The sequence below is a fragment of the Helicobacter mastomyrinus genome, assembly GCF_039555295.1.
Lineage (GTDB): Bacteria > Campylobacterota > Campylobacteria > Campylobacterales > Helicobacteraceae > Helicobacter_C > Helicobacter_C mastomyrinus.
Map to the genome: position 1 here is coordinate 433,046 of NZ_CP145316.1, position 18,073 is coordinate 451,118.

General features: G+C 38.7%; 18 protein-coding genes and 1 pseudogene. 6 read left to right on the plus strand and 13 right to left on the minus strand.

Annotated features, from left to right (window positions below; translation table 11 throughout):
- Nucleotides 1-89 precede the first annotated feature (89 nt).
- The 7 genes and pseudogenes from V3I05_RS02155 to V3I05_RS02185 form a co-directional block, all read right to left on the minus strand.
- On the minus strand, nucleotides 90-1,715 hold the full coding sequence (locus V3I05_RS02155) for a tetratricopeptide repeat protein (RefSeq protein WP_300446799.1): 1,626 nt from the start codon (nucleotides 1,713-1,715) through the stop codon (nucleotides 90-92).
- 80 nt (nucleotides 1,716-1,795) lie between these two features.
- On the minus strand, nucleotides 1,796-2,557 hold the full coding sequence (locus tag V3I05_RS02160; protein ID WP_343353864.1) for a hypothetical protein: 762 nt from the start codon (nucleotides 2,555-2,557) through the stop codon (nucleotides 1,796-1,798).
- Nucleotides 2,558-2,771: 214 nt separating this feature from the next.
- Nucleotides 2,772-4,115, minus strand: a complete 1,344-nt coding sequence (locus tag V3I05_RS02165) for an apolipoprotein N-acyltransferase (RefSeq protein ID WP_300742451.1) — start codon at nucleotides 4,113-4,115, stop codon at nucleotides 2,772-2,774.
- Nucleotides 4,116-4,117: 2 nt separating this feature from the next.
- The gene (locus V3I05_RS02170; RefSeq protein ID WP_343353866.1) at nucleotides 4,118-4,915 is read right to left on the minus strand and encodes an enoyl-ACP reductase; all 798 of its coding nucleotides are present in this window, start codon (nucleotides 4,913-4,915) and stop codon (nucleotides 4,118-4,120) included.
- Entirely contained in the window at nucleotides 4,912-5,793 is an 882-nt protein-coding gene (gene dapA, locus V3I05_RS02175; RefSeq protein WP_343353868.1) for a 4-hydroxy-tetrahydrodipicolinate synthase, read from the minus strand. The genes V3I05_RS02170 and dapA overlap by 4 nt, the downstream gene beginning before the upstream one ends.
- Nucleotides 5,790-7,139: a M16 family metallopeptidase gene (locus V3I05_RS02180; protein ID WP_425531740.1), complete on the minus strand. Its 1,350-nt coding sequence runs from the start codon at nucleotides 7,137-7,139 to the stop codon at nucleotides 5,790-5,792. The genes dapA and V3I05_RS02180 overlap by 4 nt, the downstream gene beginning before the upstream one ends.
- A gap of 378 nt (nucleotides 7,140-7,517) precedes the next feature.
- Nucleotides 7,518-8,570 (minus strand): annotated as a pseudogene (locus tag V3I05_RS02185) (quinone-dependent dihydroorotate dehydrogenase); the annotation flags it as partial.
- Nucleotides 8,571-9,067: 497 nt separating this feature from the next.
- Between V3I05_RS02185 and V3I05_RS02190 the strand changes: the two are divergent.
- Nucleotides 9,068-9,376, plus strand: a complete 309-nt coding sequence (locus V3I05_RS02190; RefSeq protein ID WP_300450897.1) for a Sir2 family NAD-dependent protein deacetylase — start codon at nucleotides 9,068-9,070, stop codon at nucleotides 9,374-9,376.
- Complete coding sequence (locus V3I05_RS02195; RefSeq protein WP_300446862.1) at nucleotides 9,369-9,815, plus strand: Sir2 family NAD-dependent protein deacetylase; 447 nt, start codon at nucleotides 9,369-9,371, stop codon at nucleotides 9,813-9,815. The genes V3I05_RS02190 and V3I05_RS02195 overlap by 8 nt, the downstream gene beginning before the upstream one ends.
- A 45-nt stretch (nucleotides 9,816-9,860) precedes the next feature.
- Here the strand turns inward: V3I05_RS02195 and dnaJ are convergent, their stop codons facing one another.
- The gene (gene dnaJ, locus V3I05_RS02200) at nucleotides 9,861-11,015 is read right to left on the minus strand and encodes a molecular chaperone DnaJ (protein WP_300446809.1); all 1,155 of its coding nucleotides are present in this window, start codon (nucleotides 11,013-11,015) and stop codon (nucleotides 9,861-9,863) included.
- 133 nt (nucleotides 11,016-11,148) lie between these two features.
- On the opposite strand from dnaJ, the gene recR reads away from it, so the two are divergent.
- The 4 genes from recR to truD all read left to right on the plus strand — a co-directional run bounded on the left by recR (nucleotide 11,149) and on the right by truD (nucleotide 14,377).
- Nucleotides 11,149-11,730: a recombination mediator RecR gene (gene recR, locus V3I05_RS02205; protein ID WP_295699964.1), complete on the plus strand. Its 582-nt coding sequence runs from the start codon at nucleotides 11,149-11,151 to the stop codon at nucleotides 11,728-11,730.
- 81 nt (nucleotides 11,731-11,811) lie between these two features.
- Entirely contained in the window at nucleotides 11,812-12,117 is a 306-nt protein-coding gene (locus V3I05_RS02210) for a c-type cytochrome (protein WP_295699961.1), read from the plus strand.
- A 64-nt stretch (nucleotides 12,118-12,181) separates the two neighbouring features.
- Nucleotides 12,182-13,216, plus strand: a complete 1,035-nt coding sequence (locus V3I05_RS02215) for an alanine racemase (RefSeq protein ID WP_300446811.1) — start codon at nucleotides 12,182-12,184, stop codon at nucleotides 13,214-13,216.
- Between the two features lie 3 nt (nucleotides 13,217-13,219).
- Complete coding sequence (gene truD, locus V3I05_RS02220; protein WP_300446813.1) at nucleotides 13,220-14,377, plus strand: tRNA pseudouridine(13) synthase TruD; 1,158 nt, start codon at nucleotides 13,220-13,222, stop codon at nucleotides 14,375-14,377.
- Between the two features lie 89 nt (nucleotides 14,378-14,466).
- Here truD and V3I05_RS02225 read toward each other — a convergent pair whose 3' ends face one another.
- The 5 genes from V3I05_RS02225 to V3I05_RS02245 all read right to left on the minus strand — a co-directional run bounded on the left by V3I05_RS02225 (nucleotide 14,467) and on the right by V3I05_RS02245 (nucleotide 18,045).
- Nucleotides 14,467-15,033 (minus strand): thiamine phosphate synthase, encoded by a 567-nt coding sequence (locus V3I05_RS02225; protein ID WP_343353874.1) that lies wholly within the window; start codon nucleotides 15,031-15,033, stop codon nucleotides 14,467-14,469.
- A 5-nt stretch (nucleotides 15,034-15,038) separates the two neighbouring features.
- Entirely contained in the window at nucleotides 15,039-15,719 is a 681-nt protein-coding gene (locus V3I05_RS02230; RefSeq protein ID WP_295699949.1) for a F0F1 ATP synthase subunit A, read from the minus strand.
- 72 nt (nucleotides 15,720-15,791) lie between these two features.
- Nucleotides 15,792-16,868 (minus strand): LptF/LptG family permease, encoded by a 1,077-nt coding sequence (locus V3I05_RS02235; protein WP_295699947.1) that lies wholly within the window; start codon nucleotides 16,866-16,868, stop codon nucleotides 15,792-15,794.
- Nucleotides 16,865-17,509: an aminoacyl-tRNA hydrolase gene (gene pth / locus V3I05_RS02240; protein ID WP_295699944.1), complete on the minus strand. Its 645-nt coding sequence runs from the start codon at nucleotides 17,507-17,509 to the stop codon at nucleotides 16,865-16,867. Before pth ends, V3I05_RS02235 begins: the two co-directional genes overlap by 4 nt.
- Entirely contained in the window at nucleotides 17,509-18,045 is a 537-nt protein-coding gene (locus V3I05_RS02245; RefSeq protein ID WP_295699941.1) for a 50S ribosomal protein L25/general stress protein Ctc, read from the minus strand. The genes pth and V3I05_RS02245 overlap by 1 nt, the downstream gene beginning before the upstream one ends.
- Nucleotides 18,046-18,073: the final 28 nt, after the last annotated feature.

Genomic DNA, 18,073 nt, shown 5'->3' on the forward strand with positions numbered 1-18,073 from the left:
CCAGCCCACACTTGTAAAGCAAAGTTTTTTAAAAAGTCAAGTTTTGTGGGGTAAAGCACAACAGCATAGAATAATAAAAGAGATTCTACTTAAATCCACGCTTTGAGGTATACCTTAAGATTCTGTACAACGTCGCTCCATTCATACATCTTGCTTTGTGTGAAGCACACAACATTTTGATACCACGGCGTAGAAATACCATTCCCCCAACGCCAATCATAACGTTTATTCAGCAACACAAGCGTGTGTCTCCCCATACTCGCGCTCAAATGCGCTACTGATGTGTCAATGCTAATCACCATATCCATATCATCAATAATCGCATAAGTATCTGCAAAGTCATTCATCTCTTTTTGGATAATACTATGCTTTCCTAACTCCTCGCATTGAGGCTTATTAAGCGAGTAGATTTCAATCTCCTTATGGTCTTGCAATGCACTCATTAGTACATCAAGCGGGATACTTTTATCGTTTGCTTCGCTAAATTGTGAATCTGTGCTAAAGCAAATGCCGATTTTTTTGACTTTATGGGGCGCTTGGGGCTTTTCACACATAAAGGGCATTATGGCTAAATCATCAGTATGTTCCACCCCTAACGCTAAAGGCAGTGACAAAAGAGAGATGGCTATATCGTATTTTCCTACTTCGCTAAGACTTGAGACACATTTAAAAGGCAGTTTTGTAAAAAGTGGCACAAGCGGAACTTGAGTAATAACACAAATATCCTTTGTATGCTTTGCTAAAAGGGGTAAAAATCGTGCAAACATAATGCTATCGCCAAGCCCCTGCTCGTGATAGACAAGCACCTTTTTGCCTTTAAATTTACTTTTTTTACTTTCATCATAATGCCAAATATTTGTAATCCTCCTAGGTAACATATTGGGGAGTTTTTTACGCTCTTCATAGATTCGGAAACCATCTTTAAGGCGCAAGGAGCGGAGTAGGAAATGTGCATAGTTGATATAATAGCTTATATTATTAGGATTAAGCGCGATGGCTTTCCCGTATAGTGCCTGTGTGTGCTGTATATCTTCATTAGCATAAGCAAGGGTATTAGCATAGTTAAAATTAAAATCGCTATCCTCTGCATAATGCGTATATATCGCGCTATATACTTGCAGTGCCTCACTAAAGCACCCTAATTGCACATAGGTATTAGCGAGATTCACACCTGCATCAAGATAACCCTTACTCAAGGCATTAAGATAAAGCTCTATGGCTTCGCCAAAATTTTTGAGTTTCACTTGTGCGTTAGCGAGGTTAAACATCGCTCCTAAATCATTAGGGTCAAGCTTAATAGCAATCGTGTAATGCTTGATTGAATGATTAGAATCTCCTATATCCGAATAGGCTTTTGCGAGGTTAAAATGGAGATTAGAATTATTTTGTGCTGCTGTATTTTGTCTAAGAAGCATTTTAATCTCTGCGATACATCGCTCAGGATTCCCACTGCGACGGTAGGCTTCCGCACAATTAATGGTGTGATTAGGCTGTGTGGGTTCATATTGCATAGCTTGAGAGAAATATGCTATTGCCCTCTCAAATGATTTAAGCTCAAGCATTACCATACCCGCTAAGCTCCATACTTGTGCTTGCGTATAGTCAATCCCTAATATTTGAATACATATATCTATGCACTCGTGGTAACGTTGTGATTGGTAGAGCTGATGTGCCATCTGCACGGCTGAAGTGATATCAAAATTTTGTCTAGACACTTATCCCCCTTGGTTTTTCCAAAGGGTTTAAGCAAAAATGATACCACTTTTATGCAAGTAGTGACAGAGAGGAAAATATACTAGAAAACTACGCCAAAAATAATAGAAAATCGCTGATAGTTATCTCTAAAATCTTTTGTACGCACAGAATCTGTATTAATACTAGCACCAGCTGTGCGACTAGAACTTGTCAATTCTCCCATCACATAGCGCAATCCCACACTAAAGACATTAGAAAATTTCAATCCAGCTCCAACACCATAGGTAAGCCCGTGATATATATTTTCAAGCGATGTATCATTTTGTGTTTCGCTTACATAAAAATTATCAGTAATGCTATGATATGAATATCCTACCATACCTTGAATATAAAATGAACCCATTTGCACACCCACAATCACGGGCACTTGTATACCCCAGCCATTAAAGCCTAGCTCAGTCATTACCTTTGAGCCACCGGGCAACCCTATCTCTTTATCATCATAAAATGCATTAGAGTTACCTAAGGATTTAAGATAAATAGGCACGGTGATTTCTGTCCCTACATACGGACGTATGCCACTTGCTGCTTTAATAGAAGTAATATAAATAGAGTACCCCACATCGGCAGAATGGAGATTTAAATTCCCAAGTTTGCTATATGAATATCCTAAATGCCCTTCGTTAAAAAGATACCAGCGCTGAACACTTCCAGCCTGAGAAGAGCCGCTAAGAATAGAGCCACTTGCAAAATTACCTAAAAGTTGTTTTTTTGTGTTGCTTAAACTTGAATTATTTGTAGCGCCAAATGCTGCACTACCTGCAATAATAAGCCCTAACACTATATGTTTAAAAGAAATCATTTTTCCTCCTTTAGCAAATTAAAATTGCGTATCATATCACAATAAACTAATATCGGCTTTAAAGCACATTTTTTTAGATTCCATTATGCCTTTACTATCGCGATGTATTGCGGTAAAGGTCTTACACGATCGGGATTTTATATCGCGTGAAGTAAGACTACGCGCTAGCTTTAGCTATAACAGCGTAGCCATAATAAACTAGAGATTCTAAAAGCTAGGGTGTAATGATAGCGTGGGATGAGCGATTAGTCGCGTGAAAAATCACGCTATTGTGCAATCGCGCATAATATTTCATTAAATTTTTTTGCAAAATTGGCTCAATGCTTGGCACAAACCACGCATTATTGCTCGTTACAATCACATATCGCGGATTATCTTTATAGAATCCTCGATTTGTCCCCTCATAGCAAATCGCATTCTTAAGGCGCACACCCTTTATGTCAAAATACCCAAATTCCTCTCCTGCGCTAAATCCTCCAATGCCCTGAAAAAAGATATTTGCAAGAGGTAATAAAAATGAGGGGATATACTCCCCAAAAGGCACAAGCAGCACCTTATCATAAAAGCTCACTTCTCCCTTATCAAACTTAAATGTGCTATTAAAATATAAAAGAGTGTTATCATTATCGCGCTCCACACGCAATGCTCCTGTGAGGATAACTATTTCCTCACTCAATGCCAAAAGATTCTCATAATATGAAGGCATAACATCAAAAGGCACATAAAATGCGCTCTCTGGCAGCACAACCATATCATAACCTGCATTTTTTGCCTGTGCAATATCCTCAATATGCTGCATAAAAATAGAATCTACTTGCTCCATACGATAGGTAAAATCCTGACTTACATCACTTTGGATTAGCTTCATCTTTAGAGGAATTGTTGCTGTATGTGGTGTGTTAAAAATATGGCTATCAAGGGCAAAGGTAAGGCATACTACACCTATTAATCGCCACCATAATGTATACTTCACAAGTAGCCATAATCCTAATATAATGAGGGCAAAGCTTAGCTTATCCACCCCAAAATAGCTATATGCAAACACACTCTCAAGCATAATCCAATCAAAACCAAGCGGAGTAAAAAAACTCAAAAGCAGTAAAAATATAAAACGAAGCAGCAGACATTCGCACCACAGCACAATATAAAATACAAATCCCATAAAGATTCCCACTGCTACAACAATAAGGGGAACAAGAAAGCTCATATCAAAATATCTCACCCCCAATGAAATCCAATAAAACCATAGCACACCGATAAAGAATCCCACGCTAAAGCGACGATTTGCAGGGGTAAAAAGCACACTTGCAACGCTTAAGATGCCCAAAAATGAAGCCAATAATGGAGAAATATCCCTAGAAGTGTATTGCTCCAAAAGCCACTGCATATAAAAAGGCAAAACGCAGATAAAAGCAAAGCCAAAAGATATAGCTAACCACACTAATGTAGGTTTATAGGTCTGTGGATTACGCCACATAAATGGCGTGCAGGGTATATTAATAGCTTTAAAACATAGCCCTTTTAAAGTCTGCAATGGAGGAGAATGCACAGAAAACATATTTATTTAAAAGTCGTGCCACCATCAATCACTATTGTTTGCCCAGTGAGCCACGCACTTTGTGTAGAATCACATAGGAAAAACGCTGCTCCCGCTAAATCTTCAGGTGTCCCCATACGATTAAGCGGAGACTCTTCCTCGACTTTAGCCTTTACTTGTGCATAGTCTGGGAATGCCTTTAACGCGTCTGTATCAATTGGTCCTCCACTCACTGCATTGACACGTATACCCCATTCGCCAAGCTCGGTAGCAGCGTATTTTACCATCGTTTCCACTGCATTTTTTGAATTACCGTGCCCTGCGTAATTTGGCATATACACGAGATTCCCTGTGGAGCTAAGCGATACAATCGCCCCGCCACCTACCTCTTTCATTCTCTTAGCTGCTTCTTGTGTGCCTACGACAAAGGCAAGCACGGTAGCTGTGTAGATATTATTTAACCCACGAGGCTTTAAACGCATAAATGGCGCAAATCCTCCCGCAACGCTCTTGCCATAAATGATAGCATTAGAGATAAAAAAATCAACCCGTAAAAAATCTTCATCAATTTTCTTAAAAAGTTCAATATACTGCTCTAGCTCCAGCACATTAAGCGGATAAAATCTTGCCTTAATGCCATATTTGCCCTCCACATCTTGAGCGATATTACACGCTTCTTCCTCATTTTTATTATAGGTAAAAGCGACATTCACACCATTCTGTGCGAATTTATACAAAATAGCCTTGCCAATCCCCCGCGTAGCCCCACTAATAACAAGCGTTTTACCTTTCATAAAATCCCTTGTGTTTGCTAGATTCATAATTGCACCTCATATTGTTCTAAGATTTTTTGTATTTTAGCCATATTTTCCTTAGAAGGTGGCACTAATGGCAGACGATATTCTAAATTTTGCAATAATCCCGCTAGAAACATAGCTGCCTTGATGGGTATGGGATTGCTCTCGCAAAAGAGAATCTTATTTATCTCATAAAGATTCGTATTGATTTCATAGCTTTTTTGCATATCTCCATTGAGTGCAAAATGTGTTAAATCAGCGATTTCTTTAGGCATAAGATTGCCTGTTACAGAGATAACGCCCTTGCCATTATTCGCAAGTATGGGAAAGTTAATCATATCCTCCCCACTAAAAACAGCGAGGTTTGGGGCTTCCGCGCCAAAAGCTACGATTCTATCCATTAGCCCCGCTGCCTCCTTGATAGCATAAATATTCGCACAATCTTTGTGCAATGCCTTTGCTGTTTCTATCTCAATGCCTACACCTGTGCGAGAAGGCACATTGTAGAGCATTACGGGGATTTCTATTGCGTCAGCCACAGCCTTATAATGCTCGTATAACCCCTCCTGTGTTGGCTTATTATAATAAGGCGTAACGCATAAAATCGCATCAGCCCCGCATTTTTGTGCGAATTGTGCTAATTCTATGGCTTCACTTGTGGCGTTACTTCCCGCACCTGCGACTACTTTTACACCACTTCCTTTGCATATGCTTACTGCAGATTCTATACATTCCATATGTTCTTTGTGTGAAAGTGTGGCAGATTCACCCGTTGTGCCTACAGGCACACAAGCGTCCATACCATAGCGGATTTGCCGCTTAATCAATGCTTCATAAGTCTCAAAATCCACTCTATTGTACTTAAAAGGAGTTACTAATGCACTCATTGCACCAAAAATCATTCTTGTGCCTCGCTTTTATCTTTATCTCTTAAAATCACTACATTTAATGAATCTTCCACAAAATACTTATTTGCTACCTCTTTAATCTTATCTATGCTCAAGGCATTAATATCTCGCTCATAAGAAAGCAAAGGCGAAATATCTCCTCGCACCAAATAGCTCCCAAAAAGCCCAGCCACTGACGAAGCATTCTCAAGCCCATAAATAAAACTCGCCCTTGTATTGATTTTCACTTTTTCAAGCTCTTCTTGCGTGATTTTACCCTGCTTAAGATTCTCTAATACCTTATATACTTCCTTTTCAATACTCTCTGCCTTTATGCCCTGCTTTGCTGTTGCCATAATCAAAAACACACCATCATCTTTAAGCTCCATATTATAGGCATACACGCTACTTGCTATTTGCTGCTTATCGACAAGCTCTTTTGACAATATGCTTGACTTTCCACCGCTCAAAATATCGCCTATCGCACTTAAAGCCACTTGATCTTTGCTTAAAAAATTGGGAATCTTATAGCCCATTGCTAAAAATTCTACTTGCGAATCTTTTTTCACAATGCTTCGTCTTATGCCATCTTGCCTTGGCTCTTTAGTCTTGACTTCAGGGATAGGTACAGTATTTTTCAGCGGGGCAAAATGCTTAGTAGCACTCTCAAAGACTTCATTAGGATTCACATCGCCACTCACTAATATTATAGCATTTTGCGGCTGATAATATGTGTGATAAAAGGAAGCAATATCTGCGATTTGCCAACTTTGAATATCCTCCATAAAACCAATAGGTGTCCAATGATAAGGATGATACACAAAAGCGGTATTAAAAAAACGGAAATACAAATAGCCCATAGGGGAATTATCTGTCCGCCATAATCGTTCCTCTGCTACGACATTGCGCTCGGGCAAGAACTCATCTTCTTTAAGCGAGAGATTGCTCATAAGCTCGGCAAAAAGTGCTAAAGATTTGTCAAGATTCTCTGTGCTTGATTTGATGAAATAACGTGTGTAATCAAAGCTTGTAGAGGCGTTATTCACTCCGCCAAATCCCTTAACAATCTCATCAAACTCCCCCGCCTTAAGATTCTTTGTAGATTTGAAGCTTAAATGCTCGAGCATATGGGCAATACCGCTTTTACCCATCACTTCATTGCGACTACCTACCTTATAAAAAACATTGGTTTCAATCACATTGCTTTGATTATTAAGCGACACCACCACGATTTGTAATCCATTTTCAAGCGTCTTTGTATAATACTTAGGCAAGGCACTAGGTGTAAATACACTTAAAGACGAGGGCGAATTAAATATATGAGAGATACTCATCAATACTCCTATAATAAGAAACTTCACGGCTTACTCTTTGATAGAATCATCTTTGTCTTGGATTGTCTTAGTAGCTTCATTGGCAGGATTCTCTATATTGACTTTGTTTGCTGTGGAAGTAGTATTTTTTGGCTTTTGTGCCGTGCTTGTTCTCCCACGTCTCTTGGCTGCTTGGGTGTCTTTTGTAGAATCTTGTGCTTTTGTTTTGCTTACACTTGCCTTTTGAGATTTTTTTACACTTGATTTGGCGTTTTTAGTCATATTTGAAGCTTCTGCTGATTCCGCTGATTCTGCTGTCTTAGGCTTTCTACCACGTCTCTTAGACTCAACAGCTTGTATTTTTCCCTCTATCACCTCTATTTCATCACTCTTAGACTTCCTCCCACGCTTCTTAGGCTTATTAAGAATATCATGACCTATCGCTTCTTGCACATTTGCAAACCCATCTTGTGCTAATAGTTCTAAAATCCCCTCATTGATTGCCCTACACAATCTTGGACCCTGAAAGATTAAACCGCTATATACTTGTAACAATGATGCACCTAACTTAATGCGTTTATATGCCTCAAGTGCATTGCTAATACCGCCCACAGAAATTAATGTCGTTTTACCAAAGAATGCTTCGCTTAAAATCTTTAACACAGCTTTTGACTTTTCTCTCAATGCCTCTCCGCTCACTCCGCCGCTTTCTTTAGGATTTTGCACTACGCTATAATCAATAGTTGTATTTGTAGCGATAATGCCACTCGCACCGGATTTGATGCTCATTTCTACCACTTTGAGCATTTCATCTTTATCCATATCAGGCGAAATTTTTAGAAAAAGTGGCTTTTGTGTCCGTGTGCGCGCCATCTTAAATAATTCTTGCACAAAAGTTACATTTTGTAAATCACGTAATTTAGGCGTATTAGGCGAAGAGAGATTAAACACGAAATAATCGCCTACCTCTAAGCAATCTAGCAATACGTTTTCATAATTTTTTAGTGAATCGCTTTGCATAATATTTTTATTTTTGCCTACATTAATACCTAATGGAATACTATAAGGGTAAAGATTTTTAAGACGTTTGGCAATTTCAAGCGATCCTTGATTATTAAAACCCATAGCATTTTGCAAACTCTTCTCTTCCTCATAGCGAAAAAGACGAGGCTTTGCATTGCCAATTTGAGGAGCTTGAGTAACCGTCCCAAGCTCCAAAAACCCAAATCCTAAAGCAGACAATCCCCGCACCATAGTTGCATTTTTATCAAATCCCGCGGCTAATCCCACAGGATTATAGAATCTTATACCTGCCACTTCTACATTAAGCCTCTCATCAAAAACACAATGTTGGGAAACAACAAAATCCTGCACTAAAGGTAAAGGTACAATATGCTTAAGCGCCCATTCTGCTAAATTGTGAGCTCTTTCGGAATCAAGTTTAAAAAGATAGGGGGAAAGCATTTGATATAACGACATAATGACACCTCTATGAAAGTTTAAAGCAAAAACAGAAGCGTTATTATAGCAAAAAAAATAAACTTATATTCTTACTCTTTAGGCAATGCTTTTAAAATTACTGCTAAATCTCATAATAATTAATCCATATTGTTATACTCTTAAAATCAAGGTTTTATGAATAAGTTATAATTTCATTTTTCAAGCTATATCATAGATGCAATTTCAACGTTGAACACTGACTTTTAATAACACAAAACCTGACCCAGAGTCTGTTTCATCAAACACTAAAATTGTCTTTATATTGGTAGATTCTGTAAGGTCAGTGGGGATATATTCTGCTCACTCTAGCCTAGCTTTACGAATCTTGTTTGAAGTCAGCTTAAGATTCTGTTAAGACTCTTAAATCATAAATATTGCTACTCGGTCCTAAAGCTCCCATTTTATACACAAAATGTGATAGCTTCTTGATGAAATATGAGATGATATAAAAAATTACGTTTATTCAAGGAGACAATATGCCAAAATGCGTTGTATTTAGCGGAGCGGGATTAAGTGCGGAATCAGGCTTAGAGACATTTAGGGATAATGGCGGTTTGTTGGCGCAGTATAATCCTATGGAAGTGTGCAATTATGGAAATTGGCGGGAAAATTTTGACCTCGTGCATAGATTCTATAACTTAAGGCGCGTGGAGCTAGGCAGTGTCAAGCCTAATGCAATGCACCAGTTTCTCGCCTCTTTGCCTACACTTTTAAACCCTAAAGCAAACAAAAAGCGCACAGAATCTATCGAAGTATATCACACAAAATGTCGATGGCCTGCTTGAACGCGCTGGGGCGCAGAATGTCATTCATTTGCACGGAGAGCTAAGTAAAATCATTTGCCCTCATTGTGAGCATATCCTTGATATAGGTTATAAGGTATTTACCCCTCGCGCTTGCAAACATTGCGGATATGAGCAACTGAAGCCTTTTGTTGTCTTTTTTGGTGAGCGCGCACCCAAATATATGCAGATGTATAAGATTTTTGAGGGGCTTTCTTTTAAGGATTATATGGTGGTGATTGGCACAAGTGGCAATGTCGTGGATATTAGTTCTATTATCGCGCGATGTGAATGGAAGTGCAAAATGGGCTTAAAAATTCTTAATAATCTTGAACCTAGCTCTCACATCGCCGAATCTGTCTTTGATAACATTTACTATAAACCCGCTACGCAAGCTATTTGGGAGATTAAAACAGATTTGCTGCAGTTTTTCCATAGATAACTTTAATATTAGAAATGATTAAGCCTCAAAGAATAAGCCTTTATTCTAGGCTTTATCAGCCTTATGCGCTTTTTGATGCGCAATCCATTGCTTAATTTTACTAAAACATTCTTCAAACAGATTCGTATATGGCTCACTCTCTACTCCAAAGCTCTTTTCTAGCTGTTCTACAAGGGCTTTTTGCTCTGCGTTGAGCTTAGGGGGATAAGTGATTTTAATCTGTGCGATGAATTTGCCCCTATACGCGCTATTGACATCTTTAATCCCCTCATTATCAAAGATAAATTGCTCTTTATCGCGCGTATTTGGGGGGATTTTAAGCTCTAGCTCCCCGCGTAAAGATGGAATCTTTAGTGTCGCCCCAAGCACAATAGAAGTAAAAAACACAGGCACTTCAATATAGACATTATTCCCATCACGCACGAAGTTTTCATCTTCGCTCACACTCACAGCGATATACAAATCGCCTCTTTTACCGTTTTTATCAGCATTCCCTCGCCCACTGATACGGATTCTATTCCCATCATCAATACCCTCAGGAATACTGACTTCAAAGCTCTCCTCACTCATCTCAAAGCCCTTACCTTTACACTTAGGACATTTCTCTTTTGCGCTATTTCCCTCGCCCTTGCAAGTGGGGCAAGTCTGTGCAAATGTCATAAAGCCCTGTCGCATATAGACTTGTCCCTTGCCTTGACAATCATTGCAAGTCTCTAGTTTGCCATCTTTTGCCCCGCTGCCATAGCAATGCGAACAAGCCTTTTTAAAGCTATTATGTATCTCTTTTTTACAGCCAAAAATAGCTTCTTTAAAGCTTAGCTCTAAGCCAATAAGTTCATCAAGGTTGTATTTCCCACTGCTACGTTTTTGCCCCCCAAAGCCAAAGTTTGCTCCAAAGGCAGATTCAAAAATGCTTCCCAAATCGCCAAAAATATCGCTAAAATCGCGTCCGCTAAAGCCACTAAAGCCGGAATTTTGTAAGCCCTCTTTGCCATATTTATCATAGATTTGTCGCTTAGAATCATCGCTAAGCACCTCATAAGCTTCATTTATACGTTTGAATTGCTCTTCAGCTGCTTTATCATCGGGATTCCTATCAGGGTGATATTTGAGCGCCATTTTACGATAAGCTTTTTTAATCGTCTCTTTATCGCTTGTGCGTGTGATTTCTAGAACTTCATAATAATCAAATGTCTCCAAAATCTGCTCCTAGTCTTTTGTAATGTTCTTAATTTTAAAGTGAGAGTGAGATTGTAGCGAAATTTTATAAGGCAAAGTTAAATTCTTTCAGCTAAGATTGCGCTATTCAATACTACATCAAAGGCTTTGTGCTATGAATCATTACAAGAGCAGTCTTAAGGCATTTTATGAGCTTATTCTAGCACTTGAAAAGCTCCCTGCCATTGGCAAAAAAAGCGCACAGAAAATGGCGTATGCACTTTGTGTAGAAGATAAATTTTTAGGGCTAAATATCGCTCACGCGATAGAGAATGCTGCCCTTGTAGTGCAGAGATGTCAAAAATGCTTTTGTGTGAGCGAAAGCGAGGAGTGTGAGATTTGCACATCGTTAGAGCGGGAAAATGGGGAATTATGTATCGTAGCAAAGGCACAAGATGTGCTGACAATCGAGGAGATGGGGGAGTATCAAGGGCGATATTTTGTGCTAAGTGCGGAGCTAGAGCAAATAGATTTTACATTGCTTAATCGTAGAATCCATAGGGAATCTATTAAAGAGGTAATTTTTGCCCTCTCTCCAAGCCTCGCTAATGAGGCGATTATGCTCTATATCGAGGATAAAATCAAGAGCCCTGTGCATTTTAGCAAAATCGCTCAAGGTGTGCCAACTGGCATTGGGCTAGATTCTATCGATCAGCTTTCACTCTCACGTGCCATAAGCGCACGTGTAAAGATTTAGTTTTCATTTAAGGAAATTATTAAGTTTTGGTTTGTAGAATCTCATTGTTGATTAATCTTAAAACAACGAAAGGATTGAACTATGAAAAAGTTGCTTTTTCTCACTATTTTGGGTCTTTTTAGTTTCACGTATGCTGACCAACCTGCAGTATTTAAAAAATGTATTGCTTGTCATGGGCCTGATGCGAAGAAAGTTGCTCCCGGTAGCAAAGGTGGTGTAACAATCGCTGGTATGCCAAAGGCTGATTTGCTTAAAAAACTCAAAGGTTATAAGGCAAAAACAGAAGATAATGGTGGTGCAAAGGCTATTATGTATGGACAAATGGCGACCGTAAGTGATGAAGATATTGAGGCATTAGCGGATTATATCTCCAAACTTCCTAAATAATCATTGATAGCTTAATTGATATTATGATGAAATATGCAGACCTTGTGTCTGCATAGGCAGAGCAATGGCAGAAATCACTCTCTCTTCTCAAGCATACAAACATAACTTTCAACTTCTCTCTTCACATATTGGCACAGATATAGAACTTGCAGCAGTCTTAAAGGATAACGCTTATGGGCACGGCTTAGAGCAAATAAGCACACTCGCGAAGCAATGTGGTGTAAAAAGCGTGTTTGTCAAAAATTATGCTGAAGCTATACGAATAAGTGAAATTTTTCCGCATATCACAGCACTTTATGGTATGCCAGAAGGTGATTTCCCCCCGCATATCGCTTTTGTAGTGCATCAAAAGGCGCATATTGAATCCTTACCCAAAGGCACGAAGGTAGAGCTAAAAGTCAATGCTGGTATGAATCGCAATGGCATACAACCTGATGAGTTAGAATCCTACATCAAAGCCATTCTTGATCGGGGCTTGGAGCTTATAGGGGTATTTACCCATAATGGCTATGGCGATGATATAGATGAAGGCTTTATGCGCACACAAGAGTGCTTCAGAACTATTAAGGAGCAAGTGAGGGCGTTATCTCAAAAATATGGTTTCAAGTTATCAAGATTCCATTCTCTAAGCTCTTCTGGAGCTGTACGTGTGGCAAGTGAGGGCAAAATAGATGATGATTTGGTGCGTGTGGGTATCGCGCTGTATGGATACCTCGATGTCGCCTTTGCCAATCCCATCAGTGCGAAACTACAAAAGGTCGCTACATTATACGCAGATAAAATCGCTACTCGCTTTTTGCCACAAGGAGCGCGTATAGGGTATAGTGGCTGCACAACTTTAGAATCTCAAAGCTGCATTAGCACCTATGATATTGGCTATGGCGATGGGTTTTTCCGCGTGAGTGAGCGGCACAAAGTCTATACCACAGAGGGTTATCAAATCCTCCCTCGCTCCTCAATGGACTGCTTCTCCTGCTTATGCGATAAACCTCGCATTTGTGTTTTTAATGATGTGAGCGTACTTGCACAGGCTTTTGGGACGATTAGTTATGAGATTCTCACACATCTCTCCCCGCATATCAAACGCACTCTTATTTAGCCTATGCCCGATATTGCACCTATTCGTAGAATTTACCCTTTTACACATAGTGCTTGTGATGGCTATTTTAAGCCCTCGTCTCGCGATTTTGTAGTGAGAGAAATCCCCCTTTATGAGCCAAGCGGAAGCGGGGAGCATTGCCTCCTCTATGTGCGTAAAAAGGGTTTAAGCACCTTTGAGCTTTTACATCTCCTCTCTCAAATACTTGGCTGCAAAGTGCGTGATATAGGCTATGCAGGGCTTAAAGACAAAGCAGCGACAACATACCAATACATTAGCATTCACCATTCTTTGCTTCCTCGTTTAGAATCTGCCCGTGCGACTTTAGAAGAAAAACAAGTGAAGATTCTAAACATTACCTTTCATCATAATAAGCTTAAAATCGGGCATCTTAAGGGTAATGCTTTCTTTATGCGACTTAAAAAATGTAGTCCCACAAATGCTAAAAAACTAGAATCCATCTTGCAATCCCTCACACAGAGCGGATTCCCAAACTATTTTGGCAATCAGCGATTTGGCAATGAGGGCGATAATTTTCAAAGTGGCAGAGAATTAGCACATAATGCTATGGAAATGAAAAACAAAAAGATAAACAAGTTTCTTATCTCAAGCTATCAAAGCTATTTGTTTAATGCGTGGCTTTCCTGCCGCATCACACTCTCTCAAATCCTACATCATTTTAGTCCAAATGAAGCTATGAATGCTCTGCAAAGCTCATCACTCCCTGCCCTACAACATCTTAATACACAATGTAACCCACAAATGCTAAAAATATGGCAAGCCCAAAAGCAGCCTTTTGTGCTGCTAAAAGGCGATGTGATGTGCCATTATCCCTTTGGCAAGACATTTTTATGCGAAGATGAAAATATAGAATCTGCACGTTTTATGCAAAGATATATCGCTCCCACTGGTGCACTTTATGGCACAAAGTGCATAAACGCCCAAGATATGGCTTTGGTGTGCGAAGCAGCATATAAAGATAAGATTAGCGCGAGTGGTTCAAGGCGGTATGCGTGGGTATGGGCGGAAGATGTAGAGAGCAAATACAAGCCCCAAGAAGCACATTTTGAGCTGCGATTCACCCTACCAAAGGGGAGCTATGCGACTATTTTCCTTGAATCTTTACTTGGTAAAAGCTTAGAAATCTGTAGAAATGACTAAGCGTCTTTTGATAAGATTATCATTTGCATTTTTGTATGCTGTAAATAGCCAATACTACCAACTTGATGAATGATTTATGCGATTGGCTTTCATCGTTTAGATTCTAAAAAACATCGAATACCTGCGTAACCGCCTAATCCTAATGTTTTGAGAATAGGGATATGGGTGTGATTAATGCCCCCAAGTGCAATAACACGTGAACGTATAGTATATGGAATCTTATTGAGTGTTTCTAAGCCTAGCGGGGTGCCTTTATTTGGTGTAGGGAAGATGGGGCTTAAGGTGCAATAATCCGCTCCCAATGCTAAAGCAGATTCTACTTCTGCGATACTATGTGCGCTATAACCGATAATTTTTTGTTCTGCAAATTCCTCCAAATAAGCATTTTTAAGTGGGGTTATATAGTTCATTAAGTGAGACTTTAAATGCACGCCTTGAAAAGAAGCAGAAAGAGATATGGTTTCTAATAGGCTATTAAAAGGCAGGTTAAGTAATAGTATTTTACTTAAGGGAGAGATATATTTGACAAATTCATTGAGCCATTTTTTATTTTGAGTGCGACATATAATCCCATCTACGGCTATTGTAGGTAAATACAAGGCAAGTGTGCTTATATATCTCTCATCAATATGAGGGGTAATAAGCCACGCCCTCAAAGCTATTAATGCTCTTCATCCACGACTATTGCGCCGTGAATATACACATAAGTAAGAATCATAAATACAAAAGCTTGAAGCAAAGCCATAAAGGCAAGAATAGCAAACGGAACAACAGGCACAACATAATGAGTAAGCATAAGCATAACAAGCAAAAACATATCATCACCCTTGATATTCCCAAAAAGACGGAAAGAGAGTGAAACAATGCGTGAGAGATGTGAAATAATCTCGATAGGGAACATAAGCGGGGCAAGCCACCACACAGGACCCATAAAATGCTTGAAGTATTTGAACACGCCCTGTGCGCGAATACCTTCAAAATGATAATAAAAAAATACCACAAGTGCCAATACAAGAGTAAAACTCCAACTTGATGTAGGAGATTCAAAACCGGGTATGATACCAATAGCATTTCCAAAAAATACTAAAAAGCCAATAGTAGCTGCTAATGGAAAGTATTTACGTGCGACCTCTTCACCTACAATATCTTTTGAGAACGAAATAATTCCAGAAATGACAAATTCAAAAACATTTTGTATGCCACCGGGAATAACTTGCATTTTATGTGTTGCATAACGTGCAAAAATAAGCATAAGCACTGCTACAAGCAGTGTATGAAATCCAATAATGAAATCATGATTGGCATTAATCAACCCTGCAAAGGTAAAAACTCTATCGTCCATAATAACCCCTTGTGTTGTAAGTGCAATGATTATGCCTTGTTTTTTGTTAGTTTTGCTTTAAAATGTTCATTTTTATGAAAACTTTTGATTTAAATATCGAATATGCCACAAAAATATAACAAATAAGATTCCCATAGGGAACAATAAACCTATTTCAGGATATACAAGCCCTGCGACACTAAGCTGTGAAAGAGAGAAGAATAATCCCCAAATGGCTAATGCAGCAATAATACTTACAAAGCTAATGAGCGTGAGATTGCCATAGCGAGGCAATGAGGGGATATAATAAGCGATAATAGCAATGCAAAGTGGGACAAAAAAGGGCACGATGAGTAGCCCATAGAGGATTCCACGTATTTTATCCGAGCTAACACCCTGCTTATAGGCAATATGAAGTGAGGCAAACGCATCAATAATTGAAGCTGTAGGCTTATCTTGCGCAATTGTTTCAAGTACTTTAGAGCTAAAGCCCTTAAGTGTGGCTAATTCCTCATTTATATTTATCTGCAAAGCTTTTTCTCCAAGTATCAAATTGGGCACAATCCCTAAGCTTTTTGCATTTTTTAAAATCCACTCATTGTTTTCAAAAAATGCTTCTTTTGCCTCGTGGTAGCCCACAAGTCTATGCTCCTCATCAAGCACAAAAATTTTAATGCCTTCTGCTCTTGCCTCACCATTAAGCAAAGGGTAGAGTTTGTGGAGAAAAATGTATTGGTTGTCGCTTTTTAAAAGTAGGTTTTCACGCACATTTTGTGTATTTTGGTAAATAATGCTTTCTGCATATTCTCGTGCGTATGCAAATGGCGTAGCGTTTAAGCCAATGAAGCTAAAAATAAAGATACTTGAAATAAAAATCAATGGAAAAAGAATCTGCAACTTTGAATATCCTAACGCCATCAGCGCTGTTAATTGTGAGCTTTTAAGAAATGCCATATAGAATAAAACTGAACACAAAACAAGCGAAATAGGCAAGGTATAAGTCAAGGCAAATACGCCATCATAAAATAAAAACAAAATCAATAAATTAGCAGAATCGGGCAATTCATCAACATATTTCAATGTATCAATAGCGAGAAAAAACCCCTCTAGTCCTAAAAAAATAATGAAAAAATATTTTAAATAATAAAATCCCACAAAACGAAAAATCATCTTTTGTCCCTTATGTTTTGCTTTGTGATATTTATAGAATCTTTATTGGGCTTTTGTGATTTATTTCTTAATGTAAAGCGGTTTTGTAAGTGAGCGAGTATATCCTCTATGCTACCTTGCATAGTGTAAAAATATGCAATGGCAAATTGGATAAAAGGCAAAGTTTGTGTTATTTGCGCTATTTCTTGAGTATTAAAATCACTCAATACATAATCTATCACATTGCCTTGCGTGTCCCTACCTATGCCAAAACGAAGTCTCAAGTATTTATCCCCCATAGCTTTATCAATAGATTTTAAGCCATTATGCCCACCGCTTGAGCCACCATATTTAAAGCGAATATCACCAAAGGCAATATCAATATCATCGTGTATTATCAGTGTATGAGCAATATCAAAATACCGAGCAAATGGGGCAATAGACTCGCCAGAGAGATTCATAAAAGTAAGAGGTTTAAGAAAAAATACTTTATGAGAATCTGTGTGTAATGTGCCCACTTCTGCGTTAAATTTTTTATCAAAATGAAATGTAAAATTTAAGGTTTTTGATAAAAAATCAAGCACCATAAAGCCAACATTATGCCGAGTATTTTGATATTTGACACCCGGATTGCCAAGCCCTGCAACAAGAAGGCAGGACATTATTTAGCTTTAATCACTCCAACTACTGCCACAGATGGGCGATTGATGATAGTTACACCTTGAATCTGTGGTAAATCACGTACAAGGATAGAATCTCCCACATCTAAATCACTCACATCAAGTTCATAGGTATTGGGGAGATGTTCCGCGCTGCATTTGACACTAATACGTTTTGTGGAAATAAACAAAACACCCTTATTCTTTAAGCCCTTAGCACTGCCTTTAACACTTACGGGCACTTTATATTTGCTCACTACACCTTTTTGTGCCATAAGCAAATCCACGTGGACAATAGTGTTTGTTACGGGATCTTTCTGGTATTCTTGAACTACCACATCTAGGGTCTTGCTACCTACTTTTACAGGGAAAATCAAGGTATTTTTATGCTTAAGTGCCTTAATGAAATCATTAAGCTTAAAAGCACAATGGATATTCTCCTGTCCCTTGCCATAGATATTTGCAATTAGATAACCATCATTCCTCAAAGCCTTTGCTTGAGATTTTGAAATACTCTCTCTAATTTGTCCTTCTAGCATTCTTTTGTCCTTTAGTAAAATTTAAGGA